Origin of the sequence: Methylacidiphilum kamchatkense Kam1, from assembly GCF_007475525.1 — a bacterium.
GTDB classification, from domain to species: Bacteria; Verrucomicrobiota; Verrucomicrobiia; order Methylacidiphilales; family Methylacidiphilaceae; genus Methylacidiphilum; species Methylacidiphilum kamchatkense.
On the sequence record NZ_CP037899.1, the window covers coordinates 568,861 to 589,111 of the forward strand.

At 39.4% G+C, this 20,251-nt stretch carries 24 protein-coding genes; 6 read left to right on the plus strand and 18 right to left on the minus strand.

Translation table 11 applies throughout. The features are described from left to right. Positions 1–6 precede the first annotated feature (6 nt). Positions 7–189, plus strand: coding sequence for a hypothetical protein (locus kam1_RS02670; RefSeq protein WP_039721227.1), 183 nt, complete (start codon positions 7–9; stop codon positions 187–189). 33 nt (positions 190–222) lie between these two features. Here the strand turns inward: kam1_RS02670 and kam1_RS02675 are convergent, their stop codons facing one another. From kam1_RS02675 to kam1_RS10210, 3 genes are all read right to left on the minus strand, one after another. Then, positions 223–663: an NUDIX domain-containing protein gene (locus kam1_RS02675; protein ID WP_039721226.1), complete on the minus strand. Its 441-nt coding sequence runs from the start codon at positions 661–663 to the stop codon at positions 223–225. A gap of 114 nt (positions 664–777) precedes the next feature. After that, a complete protein-coding gene (locus kam1_RS10205; RefSeq protein WP_216363793.1) occupies positions 778–1,476 on the minus strand; it encodes an alkaline phosphatase family protein in 699 nt (232 codons plus the stop codon). Then, positions 1,473–2,135, minus strand: coding sequence for an alkaline phosphatase family protein (locus kam1_RS10210; RefSeq protein ID WP_216363794.1), 663 nt, complete (start codon positions 2,133–2,135; stop codon positions 1,473–1,475). Before kam1_RS10210 ends, kam1_RS10205 begins: the two co-directional genes overlap by 4 nt. Between kam1_RS10210 and kam1_RS02685 the strand changes: the two genes are divergently transcribed. Further along, on the plus strand, positions 2,124–2,708 hold the full coding sequence (locus kam1_RS02685) for a hypothetical protein (RefSeq protein ID WP_039721224.1): 585 nt from the start codon (positions 2,124–2,126) through the stop codon (positions 2,706–2,708). The two genes, kam1_RS10210 and kam1_RS02685, sit on opposite strands and share 12 nt — an antisense overlap. Here kam1_RS02685 and coaD read toward each other — a convergent pair whose 3' ends face one another. From coaD to kam1_RS02750, 13 genes are all read right to left on the minus strand, one after another. After that, a complete protein-coding gene (gene coaD, locus kam1_RS02690; protein ID WP_039721223.1) occupies positions 2,709–3,233 on the minus strand; it encodes a pantetheine-phosphate adenylyltransferase in 525 nt (174 codons plus the stop codon). After that, the gene (murA, locus tag kam1_RS02695; protein ID WP_143958221.1) at positions 3,230–4,495 is read right to left on the minus strand and encodes a UDP-N-acetylglucosamine 1-carboxyvinyltransferase; all 1,266 of its coding nucleotides are present in this window, start codon (positions 4,493–4,495) and stop codon (positions 3,230–3,232) included. The genes coaD and murA overlap by 4 nt, the downstream gene beginning before the upstream one ends. Next, on the minus strand, positions 4,488–5,315 hold the full coding sequence (gene prmC, locus kam1_RS02700) for a peptide chain release factor N(5)-glutamine methyltransferase (RefSeq protein WP_039721221.1): 828 nt from the start codon (positions 5,313–5,315) through the stop codon (positions 4,488–4,490). The genes murA and prmC overlap by 8 nt, the downstream gene beginning before the upstream one ends. Then, positions 5,290–6,426 (minus strand): peptide chain release factor 1, encoded by a 1,137-nt coding sequence (gene prfA / locus kam1_RS02705; protein ID WP_039721220.1) that lies wholly within the window; start codon positions 6,424–6,426, stop codon positions 5,290–5,292. The genes prmC and prfA overlap by 26 nt, the downstream gene beginning before the upstream one ends. A gap of 88 nt (positions 6,427–6,514) precedes the next feature. Further along, positions 6,515–6,757: a 50S ribosomal protein L31 gene (rpmE, locus tag kam1_RS02710; protein ID WP_039721219.1), complete on the minus strand. Its 243-nt coding sequence runs from the start codon at positions 6,755–6,757 to the stop codon at positions 6,515–6,517. A 28-nt stretch (positions 6,758–6,785) separates the two neighbouring features. Beyond that, the gene (fabF, locus tag kam1_RS02715; protein WP_143958222.1) at positions 6,786–8,030 is read right to left on the minus strand and encodes a beta-ketoacyl-ACP synthase II; all 1,245 of its coding nucleotides are present in this window, start codon (positions 8,028–8,030) and stop codon (positions 6,786–6,788) included. A gap of 31 nt (positions 8,031–8,061) precedes the next feature. Beyond that, the gene (locus tag kam1_RS02720; RefSeq protein ID WP_009060986.1) at positions 8,062–8,331 is read right to left on the minus strand and encodes an acyl carrier protein; all 270 of its coding nucleotides are present in this window, start codon (positions 8,329–8,331) and stop codon (positions 8,062–8,064) included. A gap of 51 nt (positions 8,332–8,382) precedes the next feature. Further along, entirely contained in the window at positions 8,383–9,123 is a 741-nt protein-coding gene (locus tag kam1_RS02725; RefSeq protein ID WP_143958223.1) for a 3-oxoacyl-ACP reductase family protein, read from the minus strand. Beyond that, positions 9,113–10,033, minus strand: a complete 921-nt coding sequence (locus kam1_RS02730) for an ACP S-malonyltransferase (protein ID WP_039721218.1) — start codon at positions 10,031–10,033, stop codon at positions 9,113–9,115. Before kam1_RS02730 ends, kam1_RS02725 begins: the two co-directional genes overlap by 11 nt. A gap of 64 nt (positions 10,034–10,097) precedes the next feature. Next, positions 10,098–10,775, minus strand: coding sequence for an endonuclease III (gene nth / locus kam1_RS02735; RefSeq protein WP_039721217.1), 678 nt, complete (start codon positions 10,773–10,775; stop codon positions 10,098–10,100). A gap of 34 nt (positions 10,776–10,809) precedes the next feature. After that, positions 10,810–12,147, minus strand: a complete 1,338-nt coding sequence (gene rimO / locus kam1_RS02740; RefSeq protein ID WP_143958224.1) for a 30S ribosomal protein S12 methylthiotransferase RimO — start codon at positions 12,145–12,147, stop codon at positions 10,810–10,812. A 45-nt stretch (positions 12,148–12,192) separates the two neighbouring features. After that, on the minus strand, positions 12,193–13,281 hold the full coding sequence (locus kam1_RS02745; protein ID WP_244946139.1) for a helix-turn-helix domain-containing protein: 1,089 nt from the start codon (positions 13,279–13,281) through the stop codon (positions 12,193–12,195). 19 nt (positions 13,282–13,300) lie between these two features. Further along, complete coding sequence (locus kam1_RS02750) at positions 13,301–15,760, minus strand: FtsK/SpoIIIE family DNA translocase (protein ID WP_143958226.1); 2,460 nt, start codon at positions 15,758–15,760, stop codon at positions 13,301–13,303. 213 nt (positions 15,761–15,973) lie between these two features. Between kam1_RS02750 and kam1_RS02755 the strand changes: the two genes are divergently transcribed. Beyond that, positions 15,974–16,609, plus strand: coding sequence for a superoxide dismutase (locus kam1_RS02755; RefSeq protein ID WP_039721215.1), 636 nt, complete (start codon positions 15,974–15,976; stop codon positions 16,607–16,609). A 2-nt stretch (positions 16,610–16,611) separates the two neighbouring features. On the opposite strand, the gene kam1_RS02760 is transcribed toward kam1_RS02755, so the two are convergent. Further along, positions 16,612–16,950, minus strand: coding sequence for a hypothetical protein (locus kam1_RS02760; RefSeq protein ID WP_235277045.1), 339 nt, complete (start codon positions 16,948–16,950; stop codon positions 16,612–16,614). A gap of 132 nt (positions 16,951–17,082) precedes the next feature. On the opposite strand from kam1_RS02760, the gene kam1_RS02765 reads away from it, so the two are divergent. Together kam1_RS02765 and kam1_RS02770 are read left to right on the plus strand one after the other, a co-directional pair. Then, positions 17,083–17,562 carry a DUF192 domain-containing protein gene (locus kam1_RS02765; RefSeq protein WP_039721371.1) on the plus strand — a complete coding sequence of 160 codons (480 nt, stop codon included), beginning with the start codon at positions 17,083–17,085 and terminating at the stop codon, positions 17,560–17,562. 10 nt (positions 17,563–17,572) lie between these two features. Next, positions 17,573–18,349 carry a histidinol-phosphatase HisJ family protein gene (locus kam1_RS02770; protein ID WP_039721214.1) on the plus strand — a complete coding sequence of 259 codons (777 nt, stop codon included), beginning with the start codon at positions 17,573–17,575 and terminating at the stop codon, positions 18,347–18,349. Between the two features lie 92 nt (positions 18,350–18,441). Here the strand turns inward: kam1_RS02770 and hpnC are convergent, their stop codons facing one another. Then, positions 18,442–19,329 (minus strand): squalene synthase HpnC, encoded by an 888-nt coding sequence (hpnC, locus tag kam1_RS02775; protein WP_143958227.1) that lies wholly within the window; start codon positions 19,327–19,329, stop codon positions 18,442–18,444. A 155-nt stretch (positions 19,330–19,484) separates the two neighbouring features. Between hpnC and coaE the strand changes: the two genes are divergently transcribed. Beyond that, entirely contained in the window at positions 19,485–20,096 is a 612-nt protein-coding gene (coaE, locus tag kam1_RS02780; protein ID WP_039721212.1) for a dephospho-CoA kinase, read from the plus strand. The last annotated feature ends 155 nt before the right edge of the window (positions 20,097–20,251 follow it).

Consider the following 20,251-nt stretch of genomic DNA (forward strand, 5'->3'; position numbering starts at 1 on the left):
TAGATTATGATTTCTAATGAAGATTTTAATAAAGCGTTGAAATTATTTGAAGAAGAAGACCAAAGATGGAAAGAGTTTTATGAAAAGATGTCCTTTTCGCAAAAATTGCAGTTTACATTGGCTGTAGAAGATAAATGGACGAACGAAGTCCCTGGAGGGGAAAGACTTGGAGATGATCCGGAAGATTAATTGCATGCTCTGATCCATGACAAAAAGATAACCTTAAGCTTCTTCTTTCTGTGTTTCTATCGAACAAATTCGAGCATTTGCCCATTGTAAGATTGGGATAAGATGAGTGGGTAAAAGTTTTAATGCTTCTTCGAAATTCACCCACCGCCACTCGTGGTGTTCAGCTCTTCCGAGCTCCGGGCTTGGCCTAAGTACGGGTTCTCCTTCTTTTAGTTTTGCAATAAAAAATTTACTGATTTTTCCCTTTGAATAGAAGTCTGTTTCTTTTGATTCTTGGTTAAAAGGAAATTCAAAACAATTTAAAGCAGTCTCTTCTTCGGTTTCTCGGAGGGCAGCCTCAAAATCGGACTCTCCACTTTGGATGGTTCCCTTGGGGAAATCCCAGTTTCTATAAGCTCTGAGAAGCAGATAAAGCGGTTTGCCCTTTTCTTCTTTATAAATTACAAAGCCTGCAGCTCTAGTTATTTTTCTCATCCAACGAAGAGAGTAACATGAATTTTTTTTTTTAGTAGAAGGCTTCTTATTAAAAGATTATTTAATTAAGAATATTTATTAAGAAAAGATTCCACAAAAATTTTTTGAAAGTCTTCATTCTATAAGAGCTTCGAAGAGATTTCTTGCAGACTTGTCTCGAGAGGATAAGGGAGGTAAGTTAAATCTCCACTCGATTAGCTTTAAAATAGAAGTCGTGTCATAATATTCGGAATTGACTTTGCCTCCTTCGCAGAAAGGAGAAATAAGCAGTGCGGGGATTCTTGGGCCAGGTCCCCAGCGATCTTTTTTGGGTGGGGGGACATGGTCCCAAAAACCACCAAATTCATCGTAAGTTAGTATAATAAGAAGGTTGTTCCAATAAGGAGAATTTTTCAAAGCTTCTATCAGTTCAATAGCATGTTTTTCTCCCGCTTCAACGGTTGAATATCCAGGGTGCTCGTTGTATTTACCGATGGGTTTAACAAAGCATACTTGGGGTAATGATCCTTTTTTAATATCGAGGAAAAAATCTGTTTCGTCTTTAAGGTGTTTTTTCTTTGCTTCTGTAGAATCCCCGAAATTTTTAAAGTATACGAAAGGCTGATGATGAAACTGAAAAGAAGGATCAGCCTTTCCTTGGAGGGCATCGTTCCAGCCACCTGCATACCATGCCCAAGAAATTCCAGCTTCCGACAGTCTATCCCCAATTGTTGGCATGGTCAATGGAGGGAGTAAATAGGATTTTTTTACTGTCGAAGCATGGGGTTGGTAGACACTCTGTACAGTTCCTACAACATACCCATCTGGGGTCAATGGCCCTTCTTTTTAATCCCGATCCATCTTCCTTGATTGTCGAATTCTAGTTGAGATTTTAGTTCCTCAGGAGCGTCTCCCCAATAGGGAGTCTTTGCTGCTACAAGCCATATGTGATTCAAAAAAGAACCTCCAAAGGCTGCCTGAAAAAAATGGTCAAGAATGGTGTACTGCTTTGCATAAGCATAAAGGGGTAGAGATTGGCTCTGATAATAGCCCATGGGTAAGCCTCCAGTATTACTCCATGCTACGAATCGGTTGCATTTGCCATCATTTATCTGAAGTTGAGTCCTGTAAAAACTATGGATGGGATCGGGAATGGGGCTGTTTAGAGTTACGAAATTGTTTAAAAGAAAAGGACCGTTGGGCAAGGATTGAGAGAATCTTTTATCTATAGTTTTATTCACAGGGTCATAAATTGGGGGTAAAGTTTTGTATGGAATGCCTTGTTTATCCTCTTGTGGGAAGGCATGTTTTGCATTCGCAATACCATCTACTTTTTCCATGCTACCAAACAAGTTGTCAAAACTGTGGTTTTCCTGATAAATAATGATGATATGATGTAGCTGTTCCTTTGAAGGTGCAGCCCTTCCATAAATGGTAAGAATAACCACTGCAGCAAAGAAATAAAATCTTAAGAGCCAGCTATGATAACCCATGGGAAAAAATTATTGTTGGTCATCTTTGTAATGAAGAGAATTGGAGAGGCAAGGAAGCCATTTTACTTTTTGTTTTATGTTCTAGCAAAGACGCAGAAAAATTTTCTATACTTTTTATTCTTTTTTCCTGTTGTTTCTCTTTTAGCTCAAACCGCTCCTGTGCCTCAAGTAAAAGATTTACCCCCATTGAGGATGACTAGGGAGCCCAATCCCATTCAACCGATTCCTGAATTAAAAGTGCCAATAGAAAAATTTTTTAATCAATTGCTTCAAGGGGATATACAAAGGGCTTTTCAAGAATTGTTAGTGAATAGTAGATTGGCCTCCCGCAACGAGAATATCAATATGCTTATGGATAAAACCAGCCAAGCAATGTCTTATTACGGGAAAGCTGATTCTTTTGATATATATGATTCTAAGGCTTTTGGGAACCGCCTATATGTAGTTACTTATTTGTTAAATCTTGAACTGCAACCTCTTCGCTGGCGATTTGTCTATTACAAGCCTGATAAAGTGTGGAAGCTTATTGATATAAGAGTGGATGATGCCCTTGAGGATTTAATTAATAAGTAGTTATTGTGCTGAGAGATGAGAAATAATCGAATGGGAATTTCTTTTGGACATTTTTTGTTTCAGAGCTTCTACAACGGCAACGGGAACAAAAGGAGAGATATCCCCTCCAAGCCTGCTGATTTCTTTTACTAAAGAAGAGCTTAAATAAATATGGTTATCTTCGGGCATAAGAAAAATGGTTTCGATTTTAGGTTCTAATCTGCGATTCATTAGAGCAAGTTGAAACTCACTTTCAAAATCAGATACTGCTCGAAGTCCGCGGATAATGGCACAACAGCCTAATTGTTTGGCAAAGTCTACGGTGAGACCGGTATAAGACGATGCCCTTAGATTTTGGAAGGACAACTCTTTTATTGTTAACTGAACAAGGGAGATGCGTTCTTCTAATTGAAAAAGAGTTTCTTTAGGTGTTTGACCTGAAACGCCAATAATCACTTCATCAAACAAACGCACCGCTTTGAGTATGACGTCAACATGTCCAAGGGTAATTGGATCGAAGGTTCCTGGATAAAGGACTTTCTTCATGTTTTTGAATACACTCTTTTGATCATTGCTCCTACCGATAAGAGTTTCTCATCAATCCTCTCATATCCTCTATCTATGTGATAGACTCGATGGACTTCGGTAGTATTGTCGGCTACGAGCCCAGCAAGCACGAGAGCTGCTGAAGCCCTGAGGTCTGAAGCCATGACAGGGGCCCCACTTAACCGTTCTGTTCCATAAATGTGAACTTCGTTTTTCGATAGTTCGATGTTGGCTCCTAGTCGCTTCAGTTCACTGATATGCATGAACCGGTTTGGAAATACATTTTCAACGACTTTACTCGTTCCGCAGGCAATAGTTGCCATGGCACAAAATTGAGCCTGCATATCTGTTGGGAATCCTGGATAAGAAGAAGTAACGATTTCAAAGGCTTTGAGTGGGCCAGATCTCGAGACCCGTAAGCCGTTTTCTTCGACTTGAATGGTTACCCCGCAGTCTCGTAATTTTTCCAGTACGCTGGTCATGTGGTTGACAGGAGCCTGTTCAAGGAATAAATCGCCTTTAGTCATTGCAGCGCCAACGGCGAATGTCCCTGCTTCTATTCTATCTGTAATAATTGTATATTCACTTCCATGAAGTTCTTTTACCCCTTCGATGATCAAGCGTTGGGAACCGATCCCGCTGATTTTAGCACCCATTGACACAAGGAATTTGGCTAAATCTTCTACTTCTGGTTCACAGGCAGCTCCCTCTATGATTGTTGTTCCTTCTGATCGGCAAGCAGCCATCATCACATTATCTGTTCCGAGTACTGTGGAGCCGTAAGGACCTCTTAAATTGATAGTAGTGCCTCGCAGTTGCCCGCCCTGAGCCACAACATCACCTTTGATGATGTCTATATTGGCTCCTAGCTTTTGGAGTCCAGAAATGTGAAGATCAATTGGCCTGTCTCCAATCACACATCCTCCTGGTAAAGAGACCCTAGCTTTTCCACATCGAGCGATGAGAGGGCCAAGAATGCAAATGGAGGCCCGCATTTTTCGGACTAAGTCATAGGGGGCTATCCAATTAATGATCTTATTCTTGACTCTTACCGTTCCCTTTTCGTAATGAACCTGAGCACCCAGAAATTTTAGAATTTCTAACATATACCGTATATCACTAAGATCGGGAACCCGATGAATGATACATTCTTCTGGTGTCAGGAGCGTTGCCGCAAGGATAGGAAGAGCAGAATTTTTTGATCCACTGATAGTAACTTTTCCAATGAGAGGATTTTCACCTTTAATAACAAATTTATCCACGATATTTTCCTATAACAACTCGCTCCATTTGGGAAAGATCTTTTTTTACTTGGAGAACAGAAAAACTATGATCTACTAAAAGTTGCTTGACTTGAAGAAACTGCCCATCTCCTATCTCTAGGATAAGATAACGGCACCTGTTTTTTGCTTGAGGAATGAATTTTCTGATCAACTCCAAACCGTCTTTCCCTCCATCTAGAGCAATACGAGGCTCAAATTGTATTTCAGGAGAAAGCTGAGGAATGATTTCCGAGGGAAGGTAGGGAAGATTAGCAATCATTAGCTCAAAAAAATCACAAGGAGCTTTATTCAACAAGTCATCCTGATAAAAGAAAAGATTTTTTAAATTCTTTTTATTTTTTTCAGCTATTTGAAGGGCCTTGCTACAGATATCTGTACCGTAAAAGGACAAGTTTGGATAAGCCTGAGCAAGCGTCACTGCAATGACTCCACTACCTGTTCCAATATCAAGGATAGGCCCTGTAAGCCTAGGGAGTAATTCCATGGCAGACTCCACAACGAATTCCGTCTCTGGTCTTGGAATTAGAACGGCAGGAGAAATGCAAAATTTTTCCCCATAAAACAGACTGTACCCGAGGATATAGGCAACCGGTTCCCCCCTTGCCCTTCTTTCCACTCGTTCCCAGATAAGATCGGCGGTTTTTGATTCCAATGAGAAAGATGGGGTTGTATACAGTGCAAGTCTATCGATTTGGAGAGTATCGGAAAAAATCAATTCGCAAGAAAGCCTAGGGGAGTCTATATTTTTCCCTTCTAAATACGCTAGAGCTTTTTTAAACAATTGACGGCTTTCGATCATCTTCCGTAGCCTTGAAAGGGATGTTTTCTTCGGCTAGCTCTTGGGCGATCCTACTAGCGACTTCTTTTTGAATTAACTGATCGATTATCGGATCAATATCTCCGTCAAGAAAAGATTGTAAATTGTAAAGAGTGATAGGAATTCTATGATCGGTGACTCTTCCTTGAGGGAAATTGTAAGTCCGTATTTTTTCTGTCCGCTCTCCACTGCCAACCATACTTTTTCTTTCCATAGCACGTTTTTGAGCTTCTTCTTCTTCTTTTTTGGAAAGAAGTCTTGCTTTAAGGATTTTGAGCGCTTTTTCTCTGTTTTTTATTTGAGACCTCTCATCTTGACATCTCACCATAATGCCTGAAGGAATATGAAAAATCTGAACAGCCGAATCTGTTGTGTTGACTCCTTGCCCTCCGGGGCCTCCGGCTCTGCAGACTTCAATCCGCAAATCTTCAGGTTTTATATTTAATTCGATTTCTTCTGGTTCCAACAGGACAGCCACTGTTGCTGTTGAAGTGTGGATTCTTCCTTGAGATTCTGTGGCGGGAACTCTTTGGACTCTATGCACTCCACTTTCATATTTCAATTTTTTGAAAGCCTCTTTTCCTTGGATCGAAAATATAATTTCTTTTAGCCCCCCTAATTCGCTAGGATGAAAATCGAGTAACTCTTGTTTCCAACCCTTTTTTTCGGCATATTTACTATACATTCTATAAAGATCAGAAGCAAAAAGGGCCGCTTCTTCTCCTCCTGTTCCCGCTCGAATTTCAATAATCAGATTTTTCGAACTTTTTTCTTCTTCCGAAGGGAAAAGCGAAGAAAGCACAGCCACTGTAAGTTCATGTATTTTTTGGTCCAGCTTTTCTATTTCGTGTTGTGCTAATTCTTGGAGTTCTACGTCAGTTGTTTCTTTTGTCAGACTAACAACAGAAGCCTTTGCTTCTTGAAGCGTTTTTAACTGACCATAAAGATCCAGTATTTCTTTTAAGCGAGTGTGTTCTCTAGCCATTTCAATAGTTTTGGCTGGATTGCTACTATAGAGGTCTTCCTTAGAAAGTTCTGCCTGGAGTTTGTCGAACTTTTTTTGAATTTTTTCAATATATCGCTCTAGATACATGTGAATTTTTTATAATTGGAAAGAACGAGGAAAAAGAATAAGAAAGAAAAAGCTTAATGTGCTATCAACGAGAAGTCATTGGCTAAAACTACTTAGTCTTTTTCTTTCTATTTGCTACATCACCTAGAAAAGAAACCTTTCCAAAACGTCTTGCAAATTTCTCTACTCTTCCGGCGGTATCGACAAATTTTTGCTGACCAGTAAACAGGGGATGACAGGAAGCACATATTCCTATTCTAATAGAAGGCTTTGTGGATTTAGTTGTATAGACTGCTCCACACGCACAACTAATCGTTGTTTCTTGATAATTTGGGTGAATTCCTTTTTTCATTTACATTAAAATATTCTTTTTTTGTTAGTCAATCAAATCTTTTTATAATCAGACTGGCATTATGCCCGCCAAAGCCAAAGGAATTGTTCATGGCAATATTCACTTTTTGTCTCCGTGCTACATTAGGTACATAATCGAGATCGCAGAGTGGATCAGGTTCTTCTAGATTGATTGTTGGAGGTATTACCCCTTCTTGAATCGTTTTAATACATGCGATCAATTCCACAGCTCCAGCAGCTCCTAAAAGATGGCCTGTCATCGACTTCGTAGAGCTTATTGGGATGGAATAAGCATGTTTGCCGAAGGCTTTTTTTATTGCCATTGTTTCACAAATATCTCCGGGAATGGTGCTTGTAGCATGGGCATTAATATAATCGATGTCTTGTGGGTTGAGGCTTGCTTTTTTCATAGCCATCTCCATAGCTCGAGTCGCCCCTTCTCCGGAGGGATCAGGTGCAGTAATATGATGTGCATCGGCAGATAGGCCATAGCCGATGATTTCTGCATAAATAGGAGCATTTCTTTTTTTAGCATGCTCTAATTCTTCCAAAACAACCACTCCTGCCCCTTCGCTTAATACGAACCCATCGCGGTGTCTATCAAAGGGTCGTGAAGCTTTTTGCGGTTCGTTGTTTCGTAGGCTGAGGGCTTTCATATTGGAAAATCCTGCAACTCCTAATGGCACGATCGAGGCTTCTGATCCACCTGCAACGATGATATCGGCATCACTAACCTGGATCATGCGAAATGCTTCACCAATTGAATGAGCAGCAGAGGCACAGGCTGTTACGATAGAAAAATTAGGACCTTTTAAATTGTATTCTATAGCTATCATGCCTGAGGCCATATTAGAAATCATCATTGGAATCATGAGCGGACTGCATCGGGAAGGTCCTTTGGTCAGCAAAATGGTGTGTTGATCCTCTAATGTTTTCAACCCACCAATGCCAGAACTCACAATCACCCCTATTCTTGTAGGGTCTTCTCTATCGAAATCGATGCCACTGCTTTCAATGGCTTCCTTTGCTGCAGCCATTGCAAACTGGACGAAGCGGTCGGCTCTTCGAGCATCTTTGGGATTTTTAAAGTAGTTGCTTGGATTGAAGTTTCTTACTTCTCCGCCAAACTTGCAATCAAAAGCTTGAGTGTCAAAAGCGGTGATGACTCCAATGCCACTTTTTCCGTTTATAAGGCTTGTCCAGAACTCTTGGACGCTGTTGCCATTTGGAGAGACTAATCCCATCCCGCTTATGATCACTCGCCTCTTGCTCATACACTGTGCTTTTGGCTTCTTTTCAATCTTTTTAGCTTTCTTCTTCTTCTAGGTTTTCTTCGATGTACCGAATGACATCTCCTACAGTTTGTAGTTTTTCAGCTTCTTCGTCCGGCACTTCAACATTGAATTCTTCTTCAAAGGCCATAACCAGTTCAACGGTATCGAGAGAATCTGCTCCCAAATCCTCTATAAATCTGGCTTTGGGAGTTACCTGTTCGGGATTGACTCCAAGCTGCTCTACAATAATGTTTTTCACTCTTTCTTCGATCGATTTTTTTTCTGCCATATTTTCCTCCATAATGAGATTTATCTCCTTTATGTAAAAATTTTTTCTATCAGCCAATAGCATTTATGCTAATAATCCTCCATCAATAATAAAACTTTGTCCGGTAATATAATCTCCCCCAGGACCAAGCAAGAAAACTGCTAACTTCGCAACTTCTTCTGCTTTGCCAAATCTTCCTAAAGGAATTTCTTTGAGTATTTTTTCTTTTCTTTCAAGAGAAAGATGTTGAGTCATGTCGGTTTCTATAAAACCAGGACAGATGGCATTGCAGGTTATGCCTCTAGGTCCCAATTCTTTGGCAACAGTTTTAGTAAGCCCAATTAGTCCAGCTTTGGATGCAGCATAATTGGCTTGTCCAGGAATACCTGTCAAGCCAGAAATAGAACTAATATTTATAATTTTGCCATAATTTCTTGAAAGAAAATGCTTTCCTACAAATTTTATCATAAAAAAAGAGGCCTTTAAATTAGTATCCATAACACTATCCCAATCTGCTTCACTCATGCGTAAAAGCAATCTATCCTCTGTCTTCCCTGCATTATTAACCAAGAAATCTATTTGTCCAAATTCTTTCAAAATATCATCAATAGTTTTCTTCAACTGTGAAATTTCCGAAATGTCAAGAGCATAACCTTTGGTACGAATGCCTAAATTTTGCAACATTTTTTCTGTTTGTTCTACATGTATAGGGTTTTTACTAATAAAAGCAATAGAGGTCCCCATATGTGCTAATTCCATGGCAATGGCTTTGCCTATACCTCGGCTAGCCCCGGTAATTAAAGCAACTTTATCTTTAAAGCTCATTTTTTAATTCATCTATCGTTTCTACATTCGAAATGGTCAGACACCGGATTGCAGGATCTATCCTTTTTAAAAAACTGCCAAATATTTTTCTAGGTGAAATTTCGATAAAAAGTTCTATGTCTAATTTAAGCATAAAATGCAAACTTTCTTCCCAACGGACCGGATTACAAATTTGTTTGCTTAGACTCTGGCGAAGTTCTGCAATTGTTTGAGCAATGGAAGCGGTGGCATTGGCTATAACCGGAACGGAAGGAATGTGTAGAGGGAGATTTGTGAGAAGTTCAAAAAATTCCCTTGAGGCTTCTTCCATATACCGGCTATGAAAGGGGCCAGAGACATCAAGAGGGATGACTTTTTTAATTTTAGCTTCGCGAGCCAGTTTTATGGCCTCTGCGATAGAGCTATGGGATCCACTGAGCACTTGTTGGTCAGCAGCATTATAATTAGCTACCTGGCATCCTGACAGTTGGGCAATTGATTCAGCCAGTTTCCTAGTAGATCCAATCAAAGCAACCATCGTCCCTGGATACTTTTGAGAAGCTTCCTGAATGAGTCGTGCTCTTTCTCCAACAAGTTTCAGTGCCGTTTTATAATCAAAAGCTCCACAAGTTGCATAAGCTGTTAGTTCGCCCAGGGATAGCCCAGAGGCGCCAACGAGCTCCAGTTTGGGTATTTCTTTACGCAAGATCGTGTAAAGCGCATATCCAAAAACAAAGAGGGAAGGTTGACAGTGGTAGGTTTTCGTCAACTCAGATTCAGGTCCATAGAAAGAAATAGTGGACAAAGGGAAACCAAGCTGTTTGTCAGCTTCTAAATAAAGGTCCTGGACAATTGAGTAACGATCAAAAAAATCTTTACCCATTCCTACTTTTTGAGCGCCTTGTCCACAGAAAAGTATTCCTATCCGCATGGTTAGATGAAAAAAATAGACGACTCTTATTTTTGGTCAAACCTTATTCGAAATGAAATTGAAATTAATTTTTTACCCCTATTTTTGGACAAAGCTCGTTTAGTTCACAATGAGGACAATCTGGATTTCTTGCTTTACATCTTTTTCTACCATGCCAAATTATGAGGTTACTGAATTCAGTCCAACTTTCCTTTGGAATGCAACGCATTAAATCTTTTTCAATCTTTTCTGGTTGTTTTTCCTTAGTCAATCCTAATCGAAAACTCACCCGACTTACATGCGTATCGACGACTATGCCCTCATTGATTCCAAAGGCGTTCCCTAAAACCACATTAGCCGTTTTCCTCCCGACACCGGGCAAGTTGACCAGTTTTTCCATTTGAGGAGGTACTTCGCCGTTATATTGGGAAGCAAGAATCTGACAAGCGTTTTTTATATTTTTGGCTTTCGTTTTATAGAATCCCAAACTATGAATGGCATTTTCTAGCTCTTCAATAGGGGCGGCCGCATAGTCGGCTGCAGTATGGTATTTTTGAAAAAGCTTGGCGGTTACCAAATTGACTTGTTCATCAGTGCAGCGTGCTGAAAGAATCGTCGCAATGAGAAGTTCTAAAGGATTTCGAAAGAAAAGAGCAGGCTTTGCATTTGGATAAGTCTCTTTTAGTATAGATAGAATCTTTTTTATTCTCTCTGTTTCATTGAATTTCTCAGCATTGGGAGAAGGGTTAGTTTTTGGGGGCATAATCTTTTATTGCATTCATTAAAAATCTCAGGCCTCATTGAGCGATCAGGTCATAATCTTTGAAATCTACAATATTGACCTCTGCAAATTGACCAGGAAGCAAGCTCAAAGGCACATGTATTAGCGGATCCACTTCGGGAGCATCCCATTGGCTTCTAGCTAAACCTGGGCGATCAATCAATACCTTTAATCTCTTTCCGATTATTACCCTATTTTTTTCTCTAACGATCTCTTTTTGTAATTCCATAATTTTTTTTGCGCGTCTTTTTTTTACTTTTTCGGCAATGTGATCACTCATTTTTTCAGCTTTTGTCCCTTCCTCAGGAGAGTAAGGGAAGACACCAAGCCTGTCAAATTTGAACTCGCAAATAAAATCACATAGTTTTTGATAATCTTCTTCAGATTCTCCAGGAAAGCCAACTATAAGGGTGGTTCTGATGGCAGCATCCTTTACTTTCTTCCTGATTTCGTATAGCAGCTCTCGAAGATAGGCTTCTGATGTTTTGCGTTGCATCCTTCCGAGTACTGGATCAGAAATGTGTTGAATGGGAATATCAATATACTTTGCTATTTTTTTGGAGGAGCTGAACTTTTCTATGAGTGCTTCCGTCCAATGAGCAGGATGGGTATATAAAAGGCGAATCCAGAAATCACCAGGGATCGCTTCTAAACCACTTAAAAGATCCACCAATAGAGAAACTTTCTGAGTGGATTGATCGATTCCGTAGAAGGTCGTATCCTGAGAAACCAAGATGATTTCTTTTGTTCCTCTTTCCACCATGATAGAGGCTTCCTTCAGTACTGAATCGATCGAACGACTCCGGTAGCGACCTCTAATTTTTGGGATGATGCAAAAAGTACATGGATGATTACATCCTTCCGCTATCTTTAAATAGCTAAAATGGGGAGGAGTGAGTTTGAGTCTTGGATGATCGAAATCTGGTATGAACTTTGGTGACTGAGAAAGTGGAATGGAATCAGAAAGGGGAGCGTTGCGATCAATTAACTCTTTTAAATGAGAATCAATATTCGGAATTTCATCAAGCCCAAGGAAAAGGTCAACTTCAGGAAGCAAAGAAGACAGTTCCTTTCCGTACCGCTGGAAAAGGCAGCCTGTCACCACAATTTTCTGTTTTGTTGCTCCTGTCTCTCTTCGATGGATAGCGGCTAGAATGGTCTCGATAGATTCTTTTTTTGCCGGCAAAATAAACCCGCAGGTATTAATTAATAGGATATCTGCTCGGTGTGGAGAAGCTGTCAAGGAAGCTCCAGCATCCAGAAGTTTGCCAAGCATTACTTCTGAATCCACAAGATTTTTAGAGCAGCCCAAGGAGATCATCGCAATGCTTATGCCTGAAAGAGTCGAGTTCATGGAAAATCAATGGATCTTTTAAAAGTTTTGTAAAAAAAATTAGCCTTATGGAGTGGTTGGAATAATGATGTCTTGGGTTGAATCCCCCGCTGAAGCAATAGATACGCTTTTCCCATCGAGTATAAATTCAACTTGAGATATATTGGAAGCACGAATTTGGAATCTTGGACCAATAAATTCTTTTCGTTCCCCTCCGTGCAGAACCCCTGAGAAAACCTGCCTGGGTTTTCCTCCTTCGATGACTTGAATGAAAATCCAAGAATCTTTTCTGGCCTGGACAACTAGTTTATAATTTTTTTCTGCAAAAGAAACAGCTGGCTCATCGGCACTTTCCTCCTCATCATCTGCTGCGTCTGGATTTGTCTCTATTGTCCCGTCTTTCCTTCTAGGTTGATCTTCTATGTTAGGAATAGGTTCCGGGCTAACGGGCAAGGCTCTCATAATCTTAACATTATCAGTTGAAGAGCCATTTTCTTTGGTAGGTGGAATGGCTGGAGGAGGAGGAGAAGAAGAAGAAGAGGGAGATTCTCCAATTGGAATAGGATGAATAGGAGTCGCTCTTTTTACAGTTTCATTGTCAACTTTGGAAAGATCGATTGGAGTTTCTTGGGTTGGTTGTTCTTTCCTAACAGGTTCAAGGATAGGAGGTTTAAGTTCTGGACTTTTTCGAACCATCTCTTCAGTAGAAGCAATTTTGCCTGGACCATGTCGAAAAGAAGTGACTTGATAAATTCTGTATACTCCAATTCCGCACATTAGAAGAAAAAGAAGAAAAGCAAAGAAAAAGGCGATCCGTTGTGGCGTAAAGAAAGGTTCTTTTTGTAGGGGTGTCTCCACATATTTTACCGGAAGAGTCATTAATAGAGAGGTAGTTTCTTCTTCTTTAGAACCAAAAATATTATCTAGTTCATTCAAAAGTGGCCTCTCATCCATGCCTAAGGTTTTTGCGTAGATTCTTACGAAGCCACGAACTTGAGCCGAAGCAGGTATTTTGTCATATTGATCTTGTTCCAAGGCTTCAAGTTGTTCTGGAAGAATTTTTGTTATTTTTGAAACTGTTTGTAACGAAAGGCCTTGGGCCTCGCGAGCGGCTCGGAGCCTTTGGCCTATTGTTTGTTTCATTCCCTGTTCCATAAATTCTTCTTTCTCCTTACTAAAATTGGGGAATGGGGCCATTTAAATCGACAAGAATTTCTCTTGGCTTAGCCCCATTTTCCGGACCAACAATTCCTTTTTCTTCTAAAAGGTCCATCACCCAAGCAGCTCTATTATATCCTAGCCGAAGTCTTCTTTGAAGGAGGGAGGTGCTGGCTCTTTTTTCTTGCCAAATAATTTCAAGACATTTTTGGATTAGTTCTCGATCGCTCTCGGAGATTTCCAATTCTTTGGTTTCGTTATCGATAGCGTTTTGAACTTGAGGGATAGTCGAAGAAGGATAGAGGCTCTTTATATGTTCGACTACCTCATAGACTTCTTCTTCAGAGACATACGCTCCTTGACCTCGGATCATTTTAGAAGTGGCTGGAGGCAGAAGTAGGAAATCTCCTTTTCCGATAAGATTCTCAGCTCCGTTTTCATCAAGAATCACTCGAGAATCAAGAGAACTGGCAACTTGAAAGGCGATCCGCGAGGGTATATTGGCTTTGATGACCCCTGTGATCACTTCTCTTCGTGGAGTTTGGGTGGCAACGATAAGATGGATACCAGCGGCTCTAGCTTTTGCAGAAAGTCGTGCTATTGCCACTTCGACTTCAGCAGGGGTCGTCTGCATCAGATCAGCCAGTTCATCAATCACGACCACAATCCAGGGAAGTTTTTCTTTTTTTTCTTCTTCTTTAGTAGTCGAAGACATGCGATCCAACTTTGAATTGTAAGCAATGATATTTCTAGTTCCAGCTTCTGCCAGTAAGCCATAACGCCTTTCCATTTCTTGAATGAGCCACTTTAATCCGTTAAGAACTTTTTTAGAATCAACGATCACTGGCACAATTAAATGGGCGATTCCATTATAGGCTTGAAGTTCTACTTGTTTTGGATCGACAAGAATGAGTCGAAGATCGGATGGACCAAACTTGTAAAGTAAACTCAGCAATATCGAATTAAGGCATACCGATTTGCCTGAGCCAGTGGCTCCAGCAATAAGAAGATGAGGCATCTCGAAAAGATCAGCAATAAGAGCTTCTCCATAGACATTTTTACCCAGAGCTAAGGGAATCTTTGCTTTGGAATTATTCCAATCTGGACTTTCTAGGATATCTCTTAGAAAAACTGGAATTTTCTTTGCATTGGGTAATTCCACTCCCACACTATCTTTCCCTGGGATCGGTGCCAAAATATTGACTCTTTCTGCCCGCATAGAGCGAGCGATGTCTCTTTGAAGGCTTTTGATTCTATCAACTCTCACGCCTGCAGCTGGATACAGTTCAAAGCGTGTAACCGTAGGTCCATAAGTGATCGCTCCAGGGCTCACTTCGATACCAAAGCTCGCAAGAGTTTCAATGAGAAGTTGAGCCTGATTCCGTAGCTCAGATTCTGGTACAGTAACTTTTCCAAGATACGGATTTTGCCGAAGCAGAGAAATTGGGGGAGAGGCATAGGTAGAGGACTCAGCAGAGAGTTTTTCTGGTTTCGAGCTCTCCCTGGAAGGGTTTTTGAGGAGAGTAGAAAAAGACTTTTCTTTTGCTTCAAGAGATGGGGAGGGAATAAGGGGATCGTTCTTTGAATCGTGCTTAGCGGATTCAAAGGAATTTGAGGATGAGGTGTTTTGGTTTTCTTTCTCTTTTTCTTTGTTACCAAATAAATTCATTTTTTTAAAAAGAGAAGGCTTCTGTTGCAGTATGGGATTATTGTCCAAGTCCTTGGAGTTGCCAATTATTCCAGAAATCCCAGAGGTATCGTTTTTTTTTCGAAATAGGCTTTCGACAGATAAAGGAGAAGGCGACTGTTTTTTCAAAACTTTTTCTATTTCTTTCTCTTCTTTGCTTAGCTTTTTATGCGCGAGTTCTAACTGACCAGATAGTCCTTTTTGCTGCAGAATGGTTTCTTGATGTGCTTCTATTTTTTCTTTCAGATAAACGGCCAGTCTAATCAAACTTCTTACCGGCTCTGTTTCATACAAAAGCACAAAGAAAAGGATCAGCAATATAATAAGCAAGACCAAACTTCCTGGTTCGCCTAAGAAGCGAACGAGTAAGAAGCGCTTAATTATATCCCCAATGAGGCCACCAGGAGTAAAAATTTCCCGATTTTGCTCTGCAATTTTACCAAGCAGCGGTTGCAATTCCAAAAGGGCGGCAATGGAGGAAAGTAGCAAAAAACTTAATGGGATTTTTTTCCACCAGCAGATTTTAGCATGGATACCTAGGGCTATTCCGGCAGTAATCAAAAGAACTGGCACAGTGTAAGCCCCAAAACCAAAAAACGTGAAGAGAAAAAAAGCCGTGTAGGCTCCTAATGGACCTACCGCATTGGATGTTGCTGATTTAGGTGGCCATTGATTAAAAGCTATATCCGTTGCATGAAAAGAAGCCAAACTTAGGATGAGTAGAATGGCTGCTCCAAAACAAGCAATACTAAAGATTTCAAACAATATAGAATTGCGTTCCGTAAACATAATCTTAGTTTTAAGATCAAGAGGTATCGATGATGCTTAAAACCAACACCATCCTTGTCAGTTTACAATATCAAAAAATAATTAAAAAAAAGAATTCATTTTTCTTCTTGTTGAAGAACATTTTTTTTATTAATCAAAAACCTTACTATAAATTCGTTATTATAATTAGTATTCCTTAGGAGAAAATTCTTCAACTTAAAAAGGAGATTCACAATGGCTTATCAAATACCACCTTTACCTTATGCTTTGGATGCTTTGGAACCTCATATTAATACCATGACCATGGATTGTCATTATAATGGACATCATAAAGCTTATGTACAGAACTTGAATAAAGCCTTAGCCGATTATCCTGACCTTCAGAGTAAGAGGCCTGAAGAATTACTTATGTCCTTAGATTCTATTCCCCAAAATATAAGAACAGCTGTAAGGAATAATGGAGGGGGCCATGTCAATCACAGTTTTTTTTGGAGAATAATGGCTCCAAATGCTGGAGGCAAACCTACCGGAAAACTCTACGAAGACATTCTATCTCAGTTTGGGAGCTTCGAAGCTTTTCAGGAAAAATTTGAGGCTGCAGGTCTTGCTCGGTTTGGAAGTGGTTGGGTATGGTTAGTTGTGAATAAAGAGGGTAAGCTGGAGATCCTCTCTACACCCAATCAAGATAATCCTCTTTCTGATGGGAACCAGCCATTTTTTGGCTGTGATGTGTGGGAGCATGCGTATTATCTCAAGTATCAATTCCGGAGAGGGGAGTGGCTCAAAGCATTTTGGAATGTAGTTAATTGGAAGGCTGTCGAAGAGTTCTATTCGCAGGCATTAGCAAAAAGCCTTTCCTTTTGCCCATAGGCTTAAAATGATTCAGTCTTATCGCTATGTACGATAAGATCAGCTAAGAGCCCTAAGCCTCCATAACAAACCGATTCAATCGGTGAGAGATTTCTTGATTGAATGGCATAGGCGCAGGCAAAGATGTGTAAATCTTTTGAAGTAGCGAGAAGGGATTTTATCTCTCTGACCCCTTCGTCCAGACAGAAAATATAGATTTGATGTCCCTTATCTTTATAGAAAAAGAGTTTTTGAAGAAATTCCTCATATTTTTGACTCTGTCTGGAGACAGTAAGAATAAGCGTCAGCGTCGAAGCCATGAGGGAATGTAAAATAAAAAAGGTGCCATTCCAATAAGACAAATGGGCAAGTTTTTGTTTTTTGGATTTGAATAGCCATCTAAAAGAGGCTCTAGTTGTACGATGGAAAACAGACGAAAACAACAAAAAAGCTCAAGGAACGCTTTTTTTAAATTTTTGAAGCATGGAAAAAGAATGATCTGCAATCGGTTTGCGCTTCTTTTTACAGTTGGTTCTTTTCTTTTACTTTTTTGGCTCAGAGGAGAGGAAAAAGTTGGATCTATTGATTTGGTAGGGAAATTGCCAGAACAGCATCTTTTGGTAGAAGTTGTATGGAAACCAAAAGACCTTGCTCGAGGGTTGATGTATCGAGAAAGCCTACCTGAAAATCAAGGCATGCTTTTTGTTTTACCGTTTGAACAAAAAGCTGTTTTTTGGATGAAGAATACTCGTATACCTTTATCTATAGCGTATATGGATAATAGGGGAAAGATTCTGGAAATCTATTCGATGAAACCTTTTGATCTGACGCCTGTTCCTAGTCAATCCTCATTTGTCAAATTCGCATTAGAAGTAAACGAAGGATGGTTTCAAAGACACAAGCTTTTACCGGGTGATCAATTAACTCCGAAGGATACAACTTGGGAGAAACTGCTTCTTCTTTTGAACAATTAACTATTTATTTATGAAAATATTTGCTGATTATCATATGCATCCCCAAGGTCATAAATTACAACCCTATACCTTTAAACTTCTTGATCCTTGGGCAGAATCTTGTCTCCAAAAAGGCATAGTAGATTTTTGTTTTACCGATCATGATAGGTATAGAGAAGGGATTGATTTTAAAATTTTCTACCAATGGAAACAGAAATTCCCAACTCTTAATGTTCGCTTAGGGATAGAAAGGGACAACGATCCAGTCAGCGGGCATTCAGGCTTGATTTGGGTAAAAGAAAATTGGGAAAAACTCGATTTTGTTCTTGGATCTGTGCACTTTATAGGTGATTGGCCTTTCGACAGAAATGGTTTTGAAGAAGGTTTTTCGAAGAGACCTATCGATGATATTTATCGAGATTATGTAAAAAATTTACTGCAATTAATTGATGAAGGTTTTATTGATTCGGTGGCGCATTTGGATTTGATTAAAATTTTTAATTATAGGCCTAAAGGGAAAATAGTAGATTATTTCAAACCAGTTTTGGAAAAAATCAAAGAAAAAAATCTATGTTTAGAGATTAATACAGCAGGTTGGAGAAAACCTGTAAAAGAGCAATATCCGGACGAAGAGATTCTTTTTAAGGCTGTGGAAATGAAAATTCCTATTTCTATTGGTTCAGATGCGCATTCATGGGTAGAAGTAGGAAAGGGGTTCTCGGAACTTTTACCGTTGATGCATAAACTGGGGATTAGAGAATTTGCTGTTTTTCGATCCCATTCTAGACAAATGGTGGCAGTGAGCTAGTGGATAAGGCTTTGCTCTCACACCTTGGAAAGATGCATCCCTCTGAGCCTCTATTCAAACAGAGATAAACTAAGTTCTTAGAAAAAGGGAACTTATCGATTTGCTCTTTTCCTACAAATCATCCGTAGCGATTTAAAAAGGAGCGAGGGGATATCCTTATAGCCTAACTTTGGCCTGAAAGCTAAAGTGTTGTAGTTTATTTTCTTAATCTTATCAAGAATGGTTTTTCCGCCATACCAGGTTAATGCAATTTCTAGCTTTAAGGGCCATCTAAGGGTATCGATCAAAACCTTCCCTTTATCAAAAAGCTCCTCAGTACGCTTGACTTGAAAAGAGAGCAATTCTCTAAAATTTGAACTAAAATGCCTAGCAAATAGTTCGGCTTCGCTAACCTTGTATTGTTCCATTTCGTCTTTAGGTAAATAGATTCTATTTTTTTTAAGGTCTATGGAGATGTCCTGCCAAAAATTGGCGAGCTGAAGAGCGGTACATATATAATCTGAGCTCAGTAGTTGTAAATCGGTCGTTTGACGGTGAAGGTAAAGAACGAGTCTTCCAATTGGATTGGCGCTTTTTTTGCAATAATTCAATACTTCTTCAAAATTTTCATATCGATCTTTTAGGACGTCTTGTTTGAAGGCATCCAGAAGATCTGTAAAAAGGTTTAAAGGCAGTTGAAATTTTTCAATGGTATCGTGGAGAGCTAAGAACACAGGATTTTTTGCGCAAAGCTTGGGGTCAAGAAGATAGGCACGCCATGTATCTAAACTATCCAGCCTTTTTTTTCTTTTTTGCTCATCCTCTCTTTCTTTCTCTTTTAATGAGTATCCTTCATCGGCGTAATCATCGGCGATTCGTGAAAAGGCATAGATAGCATGGACATGAGGTGCAAGATTTTTAGCAACAAGAAGACCAACTGGAAAGTTTTCGTAGTGGGAAGCAATCTGTTTACAATAGGAATAGGCTTCGGTAAGATTCATGAAAAATTTCTTTATTACATTGCTTTTTAATAAAAAAAATAACTCAAAAACAATCGTTTTTTGAATAAACATCGATACTTTCAGCTAACAAATAGGTATTTTTATGTTTGATTAACAATCAAAAATCCTAAAATAGCCTTTTTAGGCATCTACTTATGAATTATTTTGGTCTGACAGGAGGTATAGGCTGTGGAAAAACAACTTTGTCTAATTGGCTTATGAAAGAAGGTTTTGAAATTATCGATACGGATCGAATCGCACAAGAGCTTCTTCAGCCGGGGAGAGAAAATTGGAAAAAAGTAGTTGACGAGTTTGGGAAAGAAATCTTAAATAATGATAATACAATAAATCGTAGGTTATTAGGTCAACTGGTTTTTCAGAATCCGAAGTTGTTGGAAACATTAAATAGATTAACGCATCCTTCAATACGCCAACAGTGGAAGAATAAAGTTATTGAAGCCAAAAAAAGCAATCCGAGGAAACGTATAATTGTTGTTATACCACTTTTGTTCGAGGAAAAGCTCGAAAAAGAATTTGATAAGGTCTTGTGTGTTGGCTGTTCTCCATCGGTACAGTTCAAAAGACTTTTGGATAGAGGATTGATTTCACGGGAAATAAGAATGAGGATTGAAAGTCAATGGCCTTTGGAAAAAAAAATGGAAAATAGTGACTTTGTTTTTTGGAATGATGGTTCCATTCATTTGCTTCATGACCAGGGTCGTATGTTTTTGGACCAGCTTCGATCTTATAATGCAGGTTGTTCATAATTTTCTTTTGTGAAATTTTCGATTAAAGCGGGTCAAGGAATCTAAAAACCCTATACAACCAACAATGTAAACCTGAGGATTGTTTAATTCAGTGTTGTTACAATAATTTAAAATGAGAGCATCAAAAAAAAATCATTCAGAGGGTGAGCCGATGA